At 67.1% G+C, this 12074-nt stretch carries 15 protein-coding genes and 1 riboswitch; of the genes, 1 reads left to right on the forward strand and 14 read right to left on the reverse strand.

Translation table 11 applies throughout. The annotated features are described in order from the left end of the window. Positions 1–38 precede the first annotated feature (38 nt). The 5 genes from BSZ39_RS04780 to BSZ39_RS04800 are packed head-to-tail and all read right to left on the reverse strand — an operon-like array spanning position 39 to position 3814. Positions 39–767, reverse strand: a complete 729-nt coding sequence (locus tag BSZ39_RS04780) for a diacylglycerol/lipid kinase family protein (RefSeq protein WP_073716239.1) — start codon at positions 765–767, stop codon at positions 39–41. Further along, positions 748–1539 carry a twin-arginine translocase subunit TatC gene (gene tatC / locus BSZ39_RS04785; protein WP_073716240.1) on the reverse strand — a complete coding sequence of 264 codons (792 nt, stop codon included), beginning with the start codon at positions 1537–1539 and terminating at the stop codon, positions 748–750. Before tatC ends, BSZ39_RS04780 begins: the two co-directional genes overlap by 20 nt. 48 nt (positions 1540–1587) lie before the next feature. Continuing rightward, entirely contained in the window at positions 1588–1881 is a 294-nt protein-coding gene (gene tatA / locus BSZ39_RS04790) for a Sec-independent protein translocase subunit TatA (protein ID WP_073716241.1), read from the reverse strand. A 45-nt stretch (positions 1882–1926) separates the two neighbouring features. Then, the gene (locus BSZ39_RS04795) at positions 1927–2871 is read right to left on the reverse strand and encodes a helix-turn-helix transcriptional regulator (RefSeq protein WP_073716242.1); all 945 of its coding nucleotides are present in this window, start codon (positions 2869–2871) and stop codon (positions 1927–1929) included. Then, the gene (locus BSZ39_RS04800; protein WP_073716243.1) at positions 2861–3814 is read right to left on the reverse strand and encodes a helix-turn-helix transcriptional regulator; all 954 of its coding nucleotides are present in this window, start codon (positions 3812–3814) and stop codon (positions 2861–2863) included. The genes BSZ39_RS04795 and BSZ39_RS04800 overlap by 11 nt, the downstream gene beginning before the upstream one ends. A gap of 33 nt (positions 3815–3847) precedes the next feature. On the opposite strand from BSZ39_RS04800, the gene BSZ39_RS04805 reads away from it, so the two are divergent. Next, positions 3848–4933 carry a DUF3866 family protein gene (locus BSZ39_RS04805; protein WP_222842865.1) on the forward strand — a complete coding sequence of 362 codons (1086 nt, stop codon included), beginning with the start codon at positions 3848–3850 and terminating at the stop codon, positions 4931–4933. Here the strand turns inward: BSZ39_RS04805 and BSZ39_RS04810 are convergent. The 9 genes from BSZ39_RS04810 to BSZ39_RS04850 all read right to left on the reverse strand — a co-directional run bounded on the left by BSZ39_RS04810 (position 4930) and on the right by BSZ39_RS04850 (position 12065). Beyond that, positions 4930–5313 (reverse strand): PH domain-containing protein, encoded by a 384-nt coding sequence (locus BSZ39_RS04810; RefSeq protein WP_222842864.1) that lies wholly within the window; start codon positions 5311–5313, stop codon positions 4930–4932. The two genes, BSZ39_RS04805 and BSZ39_RS04810, sit on opposite strands and share 4 nt — an antisense overlap. Positions 5314–5375: 62 nt before the next feature. After that, positions 5376–6221 carry an ATP phosphoribosyltransferase gene (gene hisG, locus BSZ39_RS04815; RefSeq protein WP_073716246.1) on the reverse strand — a complete coding sequence of 282 codons (846 nt, stop codon included), beginning with the start codon at positions 6219–6221 and terminating at the stop codon, positions 5376–5378. Further along, positions 6221–6484: a phosphoribosyl-ATP diphosphatase gene (locus BSZ39_RS04820; RefSeq protein ID WP_073716247.1), complete on the reverse strand. Its 264-nt coding sequence runs from the start codon at positions 6482–6484 to the stop codon at positions 6221–6223. The genes hisG and BSZ39_RS04820 overlap by 1 nt, the downstream gene beginning before the upstream one ends. A gap of 9 nt (positions 6485–6493) precedes the next feature. Next, the gene (locus tag BSZ39_RS04825; protein ID WP_245792428.1) at positions 6494–7525 is read right to left on the reverse strand and encodes an ABC transporter substrate-binding protein; all 1032 of its coding nucleotides are present in this window, start codon (positions 7523–7525) and stop codon (positions 6494–6496) included. Then, positions 7522–8277 (reverse strand): ABC transporter permease, encoded by a 756-nt coding sequence (locus tag BSZ39_RS04830; RefSeq protein WP_073716248.1) that lies wholly within the window; start codon positions 8275–8277, stop codon positions 7522–7524. Before BSZ39_RS04830 ends, BSZ39_RS04825 begins: the two co-directional genes overlap by 4 nt. 70 nt (positions 8278–8347) lie before the next feature. Further along, positions 8348–8471: riboswitch (FMN riboswitch) on the reverse strand. A 23-nt stretch (positions 8472–8494) separates the two neighbouring features. Further along, a complete protein-coding gene (rpe, locus tag BSZ39_RS04835; protein ID WP_073716249.1) occupies positions 8495–9160 on the reverse strand; it encodes a ribulose-phosphate 3-epimerase in 666 nt (221 codons plus the stop codon). Between the two features lie 9 nt (positions 9161–9169). Continuing rightward, entirely contained in the window at positions 9170–10522 is a 1353-nt protein-coding gene (locus tag BSZ39_RS04840) for an RsmB/NOP family class I SAM-dependent RNA methyltransferase (RefSeq protein ID WP_073716250.1), read from the reverse strand. Next, on the reverse strand, positions 10519–11448 hold the full coding sequence (gene fmt, locus BSZ39_RS04845; RefSeq protein ID WP_073716251.1) for a methionyl-tRNA formyltransferase: 930 nt from the start codon (positions 11446–11448) through the stop codon (positions 10519–10521). Before fmt ends, BSZ39_RS04840 begins: the two co-directional genes overlap by 4 nt. After that, positions 11445–12065 (reverse strand): HAD family hydrolase, encoded by a 621-nt coding sequence (locus tag BSZ39_RS04850; protein WP_158025089.1) that lies wholly within the window; start codon positions 12063–12065, stop codon positions 11445–11447. Before BSZ39_RS04850 ends, fmt begins: the two co-directional genes overlap by 4 nt. Between the last annotated feature and the right edge of the window lie 9 nt (positions 12066–12074).

The raw sequence follows: 12074 nt of genomic DNA on the forward strand, positions 1-12074 counted from the left end.
ACGACCATGACCGATACCGACACGCCCGCACTAGCAAGCTAAAACCCCAAACGAGAGGAAAACGCCGTTACACCACTACAAGGGACTTGACCCTTCGCGTGGGCCATTGGGGCGATCTGCATGCCGGATCCGAAGTAGCCGAGGTTCGCAACCGCGGCGACGATTCCAGTCATCTCGTGGGGCGCCCCTCCGTCGAGCGAGATCGTGTACGTGTCGGCCTGCATTTCGGCGAGCTCGCCGATCAGGGCGGTGACATAGCGCCATCGTCCCCAGCCGGCGGTCTTGTTGACGGCGCGGTAGTTCACCTTGGCGTCCAGGCCGAGTGAGACCACGGCGACGACCCAGGCGTCGAAGTCGGCGCCGCGAACCTTTAACAAGTCGATTTCTTGGGTGAACTCTGGCCAGGTGAGCGCGTTACAGATTTCCTTCAGTGCCTGCGATGGGTTGCGCCGCAGGCGCAGGGCTCGCGCAATGTCGTTGCCCGAGCCGGCGGGGATGATGCCGAGAGGCGTGTCGGTCCCCGCAAGATGTTGGGTGACGCGATGGATGAGGCCGTCTCCGCCGATGGCGACGACGGCGCTCGAGCCGGGCACGTGGCGCGCGAGCTCATGTTGCATTTGCTCGAGGGTGTCTTCGCAGATGGTGACGACGTGGCCGAATAAAGCGAGCGTGTCGACGGCTTCGGTGAGGATCGCGGGGGCCCGACCGTTTCCGGAATGCGGGTTCGCGACGATAACGATGGGGACGTCAGATCTCGAGTCCGGCATCGATCCGCGCGTCCCTTTCTGCCAGTTTCTTCTTCCGGCGCCGGTCCACAAACAGCGCGATCACGCATGAGCCGAGATAGAGGAGGTAGATCGGCGTCGCGAGCAGCATGAGCGACCACGGATCGCCGAGCGGGGACGCGAGGGCCGCGAAGATGAGGATTCCGACGAGCGCCCACCGCCACCACGACAGGTAGGTGCGTCCGCAGATGAGTCCGACCATGTTGATGCCGACCATGATGACCGGCAGCAAGAACGAGAGTGCGAGGACCGCGATGAGGCGCAGACAGAAGGTGAAATAGAGCTTCGCGTCCATGAGGCTCGCGGATTCCTTCGGCACGAAGGACAGCATGATCTGGACGGCTTGCGGCAGCACCCACCAGGCGAGTGCGGCGCCGGCAGCCATAAGCGGAACCGCAGCGGCGGCAAACCCGATCGTGTAGCGCTTTTCCTTCTTTGTCAGCCCCGGGGCGATGAACGCCCAAATCTGGTAGATCCACCACGGGGAGGCGATAAAGAAGCCGAGGTAGAGCGCCACCCGCATCTGCATGTCGAAGCCGGAGATGACGGTGCCGAAGTTCAGTTCGGCGAGGCGTCCTTCGGCGGCGGCTACCTGCTTGAGCGGACGGGAAAGAATCTCGATCGTCGGGCGATACAGGTACCAGCCTCCGACGGCGGCGAGCGCAATGCCGATGACCGCCTTAAGGATGCGTTGGCGCGCTTCCTTAAGGTGGTCAAAAAGCGGCATCCTGCCGTCGGGGTTCTTCTGGCGCATCAGATCGAGCGTCCTCCTGGGTGCAGCAGGACCGGTGAGGGCAGACGGCTAGGACAGCGGGGAATTCGGATCGACGTTACCGCCCTGCTGCGGCTGCTGCGGCTGCTGCTGCGGCTGCTGCGGCGGGGTGTAGGGCTGCGGGTCGACCTTCACTCCCCCGGTCGCCTGGTACGGATCGGTGGGCTTGTCATCGTCGTCTTCGCGAAGTTCCTTGACTTCCTTCTTGAAGACCTTCATGGATTTACCCACGTTCTGGGCGATATTCGGCAGCTTTGCGGCACCGAAGATCACGATGATAACCAGCAGGATGATGATGATTTCCATAGGTCGCAGATTCGGCATGGGCGTCTCCTTACGCTCGATGGTAAGTAACCATATGGACTAAGACTAACGCGTCTGGGCGGCGGCGTGTACGTCGGCCATCCGGCCCAGCGCGTAGCGCGCGCGGTCCGCGACGACCTGCGCGGCCTCGGGGGGATGGACGCGTGTGATCCGGTCCGCGACGGACAGCAGCGTACGAACCAGGCGTTCCTTGGAGTAGAACTCGATCTCGAAGGTGAGCGTGCCGTCTTTCGTGAGGCGTGGCTTGGGGGCTGCGAAGCGTTCCGCGAGCCAATTCAGGGCTGGATCCGTGAGAAGCGACACAGTCGTCGTCTCAGGGATATCGGCGTGCCCGGCCAGCGCGTTCTTCGGCGCCTGCCAGGGCTCAGGCGCGTCCTCGATGCCGCCGATGCGCTCGATCGCGAACGTCCGCACGGCCTGCGCGTCGTGGCAGAACGCGAGCAGGTACCAGCCGGCCGGGCGCTCCTCGATCCGCAGCGGGTCGACCGTGCGGCGGCTCGTCTCGTCGGTTGCCGAGACGTAGTCGAAGGCCAGGGTGCGACGTTCGCGCACCGCGGCTCGCAGGGTGGCAAAGCGGTCGTCGGCGACGACATCGGCGCTCGCCGCGGGCAGCAGAGCTTCTAATTGGCCGATGAGGGCGGCGAGTTCGTCCTGCAGGACGCCGCCGGTGACCTCGGGCTGGATGGCGCGCAGCGCGAGCAGGAGCGAGACGGTTTCGCGTGGGGTGAGCCGCAGTGGACGGTCCAGGCCGAGGCCCTGGCGTAGCGCGACGAACGTGTCGGTCTCATCGAAGGTGAAGTCGATAAGGTCTTCGGGACTCTCCCCCGGCAGCCCGGCGACCCACAGGGTGGATAGGTCTTTGCGGATGCGGTCGGGGCTGACGCCGAAGTGGAATGCCAGCTCGTCGACGTGCGCGCCGCCGGTTTCCGCAAGGTAGGTCAGCAGTGCGAGCAGGCGCGGGAAATGGTCGCGGGTGAGTTCACTTCGCATAGCGCGCCGCCTGTTCCCAATACCGTTTCACGTCGACCACGAGTTCTTCCGGCTCAAGCGGGATGACGTCCCCGCCATAGGAGGCGACCTGCTGGGTGAGTTCGCCGAGGTTATCCGTCCCGATACTGATGACGTCATCGTCGCCGACCTGGCCCACCTTGGTGCCGCGCTGGCGCAGCAGCATGGCCGTGCCGGGGGCGATGGTGAGCCGGGCGAGTGTCTCGTCGCCGGTTTCGGGTCCGATGCGCATGTCGACATCGTCGGGAACGGTAAAGACGCCCGGGTCACCCGTGACGGCGGCTTCGCTTTGGAAGCGCGAGAGCCGGAAGACCCGGCGTTCGTCTGCTTCGCAGTCGCGGGCGATGAGGTACCAGCCGCCCTGGTGGCGCACAAGGCGCCACGGCTCGACCGTGCGCGTCGTGACCTTGCCGCGGGCGGACAGATAGCTGAAGGTGACGCGCTGGCCGTGTTCGATTGCGCTAGCCAGGGTATCGAAGGAGTCCTCGGGGTCGGAAAGGTCCAAGCTCGTCGTGAGTGCGACATCCGCCTCGACGATCGACATTGGGGACAGCGCTCGCAGCTTGGTCAGGGCCCGGCCCGGCAGGTGACGGCCCGCGGGGGTCGTCGCCTCGACGGCAAGGGAGAGCAGCGCGATCTGGATCGGCGTCGGTTTGAGGTCCCCGGTGCTCCACGCGGAATCGTCGATCCAGTAGCGCACCGTCTGTCCGTCGGCGGCATCGGCCTTCGCGATGAGCGGGACGCCCTGGTCGCGCAAGAGTTCCTTATCGCGTTCGAACATGCGCGCGGTCGCGTCGCGGCTGCGGCCCGTCTGGTAGCCGCCGACCTGGGTAAGGATTTCTTCCTTGGTCATGCGGCGATGCAAGAGGGCCGCAGTGAGGCTCACGAGGCGCTCGACGGCTGGGACCGACTGACCGGATGTCACAAGCTCCACGGTAACAAGTAGATTGGCAGTGTGATGCATTGGCGATATGGACTGATTATGGGCGTGTCGCGCCGTTGGCCGGGCGTCGACCGATTCGTCCTCGACGTCGAGGGCGACGAGGTCCTCGCGATCGCCTACCGCGATCTCGTCGGCGAACTCAAGACCGGTCAGCGCGTCATGGTGAACGTGACCGCGCTGCGCCGCGAGCTCGGCACGGGCGGTGTCGCGCTCATCATCGCTCCGGCCGATGAGCTGCCGGCGGATCCGCCAGCTGGGCCTGGCCACATCGTCAAGGCCCGCTATCTACCCGTCCAGCAGATGATCGAGGCGGTCGAAGAGCAAGACTCGCCCCACCACGACACCTTCGTCGATCCCGAACCCCTTGCCGAGACGCCGGTCGTCGTGTGCGATCTGCATTCCGCGGTGCCGGCGCTGGCGCGCGGCGTGCAGTTAGTGCGTCCCGAGGCGCGCATCGCCTATGTCATGACCGACGGCGCGGCGCTGCCGCTCGCGTTTTCGCTATCCGCGGCGATGATGGCGGAGGCAGGGATGCTGTGCGGCACCATCACGTGCGGCCAGGCGTTCGGCGGCGACCTGGAGGCCACGAGCGTCGCCAACGGGATCATCGCGGCGCGGCGGGTGCTGGGCGCCGATGTCGTCATCGTCGCGCAGGGCCCCGGCAATGTCGGCACGGGCACGGATTACGGGTTTTCCGGCCTCGATACGGCCTGGCACCTGCAGCAAGCAGCCCTCGTCGGCGCGCGTCCGATCGCCGTCGTGCGTGCCTCCAGCGCCGATGCGCGCGAGCGGCACTTCGGGCTGTCGCACCACAGCCTGACGGTCTTGCGTGACGCGTGCCCGATCGCACTCGACATCCCGGTCCCCCGCGACGTGACCGCAGATAGCGCCACACAGCGCGCCTTCGCTGCCTTCGGGCAGAACCTCGCACAGTTACGTGGCCGGCACCGCGTCCACGACGTCGACATCACGGGGCTCGATGAGGCGCTCGCGGACTCCCCCGTCGCGCTGCGCACGATGGGCCGCAGCTATGAGGAGGACCGGCTCTCGTTCCTGTGCGCCGGGGCCGCGGGCGTGTGGGCGGGGCGGCAGCTCGGCTAGTCGGAGCCGGTCGCTTCGTGCTCCTGGACGAGCGCGGCCAGGCGCATTGCCTCGGAGTGGGCGCGCCTGCCGTCGGCCGACTGGATCGCCATGACTGCCATCTCGGTGCCGTCGGCGAGGTCGAGGCGAACCCAGGGCCGCCCGTGCCCAAACCGAACCGAGATGATCTGTGCCCAGGCGAGACGGCGCGTGAGCAGGAAGTTGCGGACGGTCAGGCCGCCCTCGTCGGGCGTCGCCGCGACGCTCGCCTGCCGGTAGAGCAGGAACAGCCCGACGGCGAGGAAGACACCGGAGAAAATCTTGTCGGCCAGGCTCCAGTTGGGCGAGGACCCGACCGTGAGCAGCAGGCCGATGAAGCCGATGAGGCACGTGAGAGCCACGATCACCGCGACGATCGGCCCCCGACGGGGCCGAAACGCATGGTGTCTCGCGGCGCTGGGCGTCACAACCGGCACGCCTCGATCGACGTCACGAGGATGGCCTTGGCGCCGGTTTCATAGAGCTTGTCCATGACGCGGTTGGTGTCGCGCCGCGGGACCATGGCGCGCACGGCGAGCCAGGTCCCGTCGTGCAGCGGGGAGACCGTCGGCGATTCGAGGCCCGGCGTGACCTTCACGGCCTCATCGAGGCGATCGGCGGGCACGTCGTAGTCCATGAGGGCGTACTGGCGCGCCAGCAGGACGCCCTTGATGCGGCGGTCGACGACCTCGAATTCGTCGTGGTGGGCGCGCTCGGCGGGCGTGATGAGGACGGCTTCGCTGGTGAGGATCGGATCGCCAAAGATGTCGAGACCCGCGGCGCGCAGCGTCGAGCCCGTCTCGACGACATCGGCGACGACGTCCGCGACCCCGAGGTCAACCGACGTTTCGACCGCGCCGTCGAGGTGGACGACGCTCGCGTTGATGCCGTGCGAGGTGAGGTAGTTGCCGACAAGCACGTCATAGCTCGTCGCCACCCGCTTGCCGTCGATATCGGCAAGCGACGACGCGGTCCCGGCGGGTGCGGCGAACCGGAACGTGGAGCGCGCGAAGCCGAGGCTGCGGTGTTCGCTCGCGGCGGCGCCGGAGTCGAGCAGCAGGTCGCGGCCGGTGATGCCGGCATCGACGGTCCCCTCCCCCACGTATACGGCGATATCGCGCGGCCGCAGGTAAAAGAACTCGACGCCGTTATCGTGGTCGCGGCACAGCAGTTCCTTGGTGTCGCGTCGCTGGCGGTAGCCGGCTTCGGAAAACAGGCGGATGGCGGGTTCGGACAGGGAGCCTTTATTGGGCAGAGCGATGCGCAGCATTAGAGGTACCGGTAGACGTCTTCCAGGTCGAGATCGAGTGCGAGCATGAGGGTTTGCAGGTGGTAGAGCAGCTGGGAAATTTCCTCGGCTGCCGCCTCGTTGCCTTCATGCTCGGCCGCCATCCAGACTTCCGCGGCCTCTTCGACGATCTTTTTGCCGATCGAATGGACGCCTTCGCCCACCCGCACGACCGTATGCGAGGTAGGGTCGCTACTCGCGAGTTTTTCGGTGAGTTCAGCAAAGAGCGAGTCGAAGGTCTTCACGCCTCGATCTTAGTCAGCTTTGTTCTTATTGCCGGAAAGGTTGTTCACAGCCTGGACCGGGTCGACGTTTCCGCCGAGGAGTCCGTGGCGCTGGAGGAAATCGGCCATCGCCGGCCACGCGTCGGGCTCAATCGCTAGCGGCTCATCGCCGTAAAGGGCCGCGGTCTCACGCAGCACGTCTTCGGCCTGCTTGATCTTGTTCGCGCCCGCGACCTTCGGCAGGTAGTCGAAAGAGTCGGTGACGGCGGCGGCGGGATCGGCCTTGATGTCACTCATCGCGCGGGCGAGCGCCTTTCGGAAGCGCGCAAGGACCTCGGGCCGCTCCTTGATGGCCGCGTCGGTGGCGCCGAGTGCGATGGACTTCAGCGGGTTGTCGTTGATCGCGAAGGTCCGCACCTTAATGCCGGCGGCCTTGAAGTTCACGACGTCGGAGTTAGTAAAGCCCATGACGGCGTCGACCTTCTCGGTCAGCAGCGCGGCCTGCGAGGTGTAGCCGATGTTCTCGATCGTCACGTCGGACTGGGACAGGCCTTCCTGCTCCAGCAGAGCGAGCAGCGCGAACCAGTTTTCGCCGAACGGGCCGGGCACGCCGATGCGTTTGCCCTTGAGGTCCTTCAGGCTCGTGATGCCGGAGGACTCGGGGGTGATGAGGACGACGGGATAGTGCTGATACATCTGGGCGAAGGCCGTCACGCCGACGCCTTGGGAGCGTGCCTGGACCATCTCGTCGGCCCCAGCGTTGACGATGTCCTCATCACCCGCGGCCAGCGCGCCGAAGAGGGACTCCCCCGCGCCATGGTGACGCAGTGTCACGGCGAGGTTTTCGTCGGTGAAATAGCCGCGCTTGTCCGCGACGTAGAACGGGGCGAACTGGATGTCGGGGATGTAGGTCAGGCCGACGGTGAGCTCATCGGGCTTGCCGCCTTGCGTCGCCGCGGGGATGGTCGACTCGCCGGCGCGCGGCGGGCTCTCGATCGGAGCGCTGCAGGCAGCAAGGAGCGTCGATAGGGCGACAATGAGCGTGACGAATCGGAGTTTCACCACAGGCCTCTCAGATAGCGTTCGATGGCTGACATCCCCGCATACAACAGCGCAGCGAGGCTACAAAGGATGATGAGGACGGCGAACAGTCCTTCGGTGTCGACCGAGTCGCGGTACACGGTGAGCAGCAGGCCGAGGCCGCGGCCGCCCATGACGAATTCGCCGACGATCGCGCCGGTGATCGACAGGGTGAGCCCGCCGCGCAGGCCGGTGAGGATCGCGGGTGAGGCGAGCGGGGCTTGCACGTAGCGGACCATCGTCGCGCCCGCAGCGCCGTCGAGGCGGGCTGCGTCGATGATGTCGGGGTCGAGATCGCGCACCCCGAGGTGCGTCGTGAGGACGATCGGGAAGAACACCATGAGCGCGCACAGGATGATCGTTGGCGTCGTCCCATAGCCCGCCCACATGACGAGCAGCGGTGCGAGGGCGATCGCCGGGATCGCCTGGGAGGCCGCGACCCAGGGCGCAATCGAGCGTCGCACGAGCTTGGACGTGGCCATGAGGTAGCCGAGCGGGATGCCCGCCGCGGCCCCGAGGGCGGCGCCGCCGAGCGCCGCCTGCAGTGTCGCGAACAGGTAGGGCCACAGTTCGGCGCCCGTGAGTTCGGCGATGAGGCGGCGCGCGACCGCGAGTGGGGACGGCAGGACGAAGGGGTTGGCGGCCTGGGAGGCGAGGTGCCATGCGAGCAGCATGAGCAGCGCAAAAATGGCAGGGGCGAACACGCGGCGGCGGCGGGTGATCGCGATGGCCATGCGTCCTTCCCGGCTTCGGGGGTAACGCGGCCGCCGACACTTCATGCCTGAGCGAAGGCAAGTGCCGGTGAACGAGCTTCTCCCATCCGGACTTTAACCGTCGGTATCGGAATTTCACCGATTCAACCGCGCGAGGCGCGCGGGTCGCGGACTATCACCGCCGGTTCAGACTTTCACTGACCCCGAAGCACGTATGCTGCGGCTAGTTTAGCAGCCTTTAATGGCAGCAAGCTCCCGTCGCGAGCTCGCGCAGGGCGTCGACCTCGGCGGTCGCGTCCTCCGCCTTGAACACGGCCGAGCCGGCGACAAAGACGTCGGCGCCGGCATCCGCGCACTGCTCGATGGTTTCGCGGCTCACTCCCCCGTCGACCTGGATCGCGAGCTCGACGCCCTCGCGCTGCGCGGCCGCTCGCGTCCGGCGGATCTTCGGCAGCATGGCGGACAAAAACTTTTGTCCGCCAAAGCCGGGCTCGACGGTCATGACGAGGATCATGTCGAGCTCGCCAAGGATGTCCTCATAGGGCGCGATATCGGTCGCGGGCCGCAGCGCCATGCCGACGCGGGCGCCCTGGGAGCGGATCTCGCGGGCGAGCCGGATGGGGGCTGCGGCGGCTTCGACGTGGAACGTGACGGAGGCGCAGCCGACCTCGGCGTAGGCCGGCGCCCAGCGGTCGGCGTCGGCGATCATGAGGTGAGCGTCGACGGGCAGGATCTTAGACGCGACGATCTGTTCGACGACCGGCAGGCCCCAGGTGAGGTTCGGGACGAAATGGTTATCCATGACGTCGACATGCGCGTAGTCGGCGTTCGCGATTTTTTGCAGCTCACCGCGCAAATCAAGGATGTCGCAGTTGAGGATCGAGGGCGAAATGGTGACGGACATGTAATCAGCCTAACGAGTAAAGACGGTGCCAAACATCGCATCGGTGCCGTGGCGGTGCGGCCACAGCTGGACATTGTCGCCTTCCGGCAGTTCGATGTCGGTAGCGATCGCGCCACGCAGGATCTCGGGCGCGCTCAACTGCGTGAGCCCGAGGGTCTTCGTCGCATGGCGCACCTGCGTGAGGGTCTCAGCGACCAGCGGTGAGCACGTGACGTAGACGAGCACTCCCCCGTCGCGCAGGGCGCCTGCGGCCGAGGTGAGAAGCTCGCGCTGCAGCGCGGTGAGCTCCTCGAGGTCGGCGGGGCGTTTGCGCCAGCGCGCCTCTGGGCGGCGGCGCAGCGAGCCCGTGCCGGTGCAGGGCGCATCGAGCAGGATCCGGTCGTACTTCTTCGGCTCCGCTTCCCCGATCTCGCGGCCGTCACCGACGCGGATCTGAACGTCCTCAAACGGCGCGAGCGAGGATCGCACGAGCTCGGCGCGATGCTCGAAGACCTCGTTCGCGACGAGGTGGGCGCCGCGACGGGCCGCTTCGGCGGCGAGGATGCCGGCCTTGCCGCCCGGGCCCGCGCACATGTCGAGCCAGGCGCTATCGGGACCCTCGAGGGGCGCGTGCATGGCGAGCAGCGTCATGAGCTGGCTGCCCTCGTCTTGGACGGCGACCTTGCCCGAACGCACCTCGCGGATGCGGCCCGGGTTGCCGCGCGACATGCGCAGCCCGATCGGCGAGTACAGGGTTGGTTCGACGTCGAAGGGCAGGTGCCGCTGCAGTGCGGCTCGGTCCCCGATCCGTACCGCGAGATCAACGCTCGGCGGGTTGTTGTTGGCGACGAGGAGCTTGGTGAGGTCGCGCGGGTCATCGCCGTGGCTGGCGAGCGCGGCCGACAGTTCGGTCACGAGCCAGGACGGGTGGGAGTACCAGTGGGCGATGCCGTCGCGGCCGGCAAGAACGTCGCAGCGCCACTCGGCAAGGTCGCGGCGCGAGAGCGTGCGCAGCACGCCGTTGACGAATCCGGTGGGCCGGTGGCCGCAGTATTCCCGGGTCGCATCGACGGCCTGGGAGACAACGGCGTGGGGCGAGGTTTTGAGCGCGAGCATGTCGTGCGCGGCCATGCGCAGGATCGCGCGCACAGGCGGGTCAAGCTCGCCCATCGAGCGGCGGCCGGTGATGAGGCGGAAGATCGCGTCGTAGCGGCCGGTCAGGCGAGAGGTGCCGTAGACGAGCTCGGTCGCGAACGCGGCATCGCGGGGGCTGAGTTGGGCCTGGCGCAGGATCTCGGGCAGGCGAATACTGGCGTAGGCCTCCTCCAGATCAATATCGAGCAGCGTGTCGATCGCGACGCGGCGGGAATCGGTCAGGCTCATGAGCGGTCCTCGAACCGCTGCTCGCCGCGGTAGCCGCGCAGCCACGCGTCGCCGGACATCGGCTTCTTTCCTGCCGGTGCGATCGACTCCAACGTGAGCGCGCCGTCGCCGCACGCGACGACGAGCTGGCCATCGATCAGGGTGAAGGCTCCCGGCTCATCGCCCTCGATCGCGCCGGTCGGCGAAGCGGCAAGCACCTTGACGCGCAGCCCCTCGCTCGTGACGGTCCACGCGCCCGGGTCGGGCGTGAACGCGCGGATCTTGCGGTCGATTGTCTCGGCGTCGAGCGACCAGGTGATCTGGCCTTCGGCGGGGCTCAGTTGGGCGGCGTGACTGATGCCATCCTCGCGCTGCAGCTCGGGCGTGATCTCGCCGTTTGCATAGCGCCTGAGCACGTCGGAGAAGAAGGTGGCGCCCTGCTCGGCGAGGATGTCGAGGGCTTCGCCGGTCGTCGCGCGCTCGGGCACGTCGATCACTTGGCTGCCGAGGACCGGGCCGGTGTCGAGGCCCGCGTCGATGACGAAGACGCTGACGCCCATCTGATCTGCGCCCGCTTCGATGGAGCGCTGGACCGGGGCGGCGCCGCGGAAGGAGGGCAGGAGGGAAAAGTGCAGGTTGATCCAGCCGTAGCGCACGAGCTCGAAGGCGGTCGCGGGTACGAGCGCACCGTACGCGACGACGGCGACCGCGTCGGCGTTGTGGTCGGCGACCCACTGCGCGGTCGCTTCGTCCTTCAGCGTTGCCGTCTTATAGACGGGGATGCCCAGCTCGTCGGCGGCGGTCGCGACCGGCGAGGGGTGCAGCGTGCGGCCGCGCTTGCCGCGCGCGTCGGGCATCGTAATGACGCCGACGACGTCGTGGTCGGCAGCGAGGGCGCGCAGGGCGACAGCGGCGGGTGCCGGGGTGCCGGCAAACAGCAGTCTCATACTCCGGCGGCTCCCGTCATGTCGCGGGCCCAGGCGCGCGCATCGACCGCGTTCGTAAACAGGTGCGTGGTGAGCCCGACACTTTCTGCGCCGGCGATGTTCGCCTCGCTGTCGTCGAGGAACCCGGTGGTGCGCACATCGAGGTCCCAGCGCTCGAGCGCGCGGGTGTAGATTTCGGGGTTCGGCTTCGCGATGCCTTCCTCGCCCGAGACGAGGATGTCGTCGAACTGGGCGAGCGCGGGCGCGGCGGCCTGCGCGTGGTGGAAGGTTTCGGCGGACCAGTTCGTCAGGGCATACAGCGTGACGCCCGCGGCCTTGAGGTCATCGATGAGCTGGGAGGTGCCGCGCACGAGGCCGACGAGCGACCGGTCGAAGTGATCGACGTAGTGTTGCAGGGCGTCGGCCCCTTCCGCATCGCCGCTGCTGCGCAGGTCCGCCACCCATTCGGCGAACGGTTTGCCCGCGTCGTGATCGGCGTTGCGGGTAAAGAAGTCGAGACGCGTGAGCAGATCTTCGGCGTCCTGCCCGGTGTACTGCTCCGGGAGGGCCGGGCGTGGATCCCACGTGATGACGACATTTCCCAGATCGAATATCAGGGTCGAAAGCGAACGGGTCACAGCCATCCT

Origin of the sequence: Bowdeniella nasicola (assembly GCF_001907295.1) — a bacterium.
GTDB lineage: Bacteria > Actinomycetota > Actinomycetes > Actinomycetales > Actinomycetaceae > Bowdeniella > Bowdeniella nasicola.

Bases quoted from the DNA above. Each gene is read 5' to 3' on its own strand.
- rpe (WP_073716249.1), bottom strand. From the start codon at position 9,160: ATGTCCGTCACCATTTCGCCCTCGATCCTCAACTGCGACATCCTTGAT.
- tatA (WP_073716241.1), bottom strand. From the start codon at position 1,881: ATGCCGAATCTGCGACCTATGGAAATCATCATCATCCTGCTGGTTATC.
- hisG (WP_073716246.1), bottom strand. From the start codon at position 6,221: ATGCTGCGCATCGCTCTGCCCAATAAAGGCTCCCTGTCCGAACCCGCC.
- BSZ39_RS04795 (WP_073716242.1), bottom strand. From the start codon at position 2,871: ATGCGAAGTGAACTCACCCGCGACCATTTCCCGCGCCTGCTCGCACTG.
- BSZ39_RS04805 (WP_222842865.1), top strand. From the start codon at position 3,848: ATGCATTGGCGATATGGACTGATTATGGGCGTGTCGCGCCGTTGGCCG.
- fmt (WP_073716251.1), bottom strand. From the start codon at position 11,448: ATGAGACTGCTGTTTGCCGGCACCCCGGCACCCGCCGCTGTCGCCCTG.
- BSZ39_RS04840 (WP_073716250.1), bottom strand. From the start codon at position 10,522: ATGAGCCTGACCGATTCCCGCCGCGTCGCGATCGACACGCTGCTCGAT.
- tatC (WP_073716240.1), bottom strand. From the start codon at position 1,539: ATGCGCCAGAAGAACCCCGACGGCAGGATGCCGCTTTTTGACCACCTT.
- BSZ39_RS04830 (WP_073716248.1), bottom strand. From the start codon at position 8,277: ATGGCCATCGCGATCACCCGCCGCCGCCGCGTGTTCGCCCCTGCCATT.
- BSZ39_RS04780 (WP_073716239.1), bottom strand. From the start codon at position 767: ATGCCGGACTCGAGATCTGACGTCCCCATCGTTATCGTCGCGAACCCG.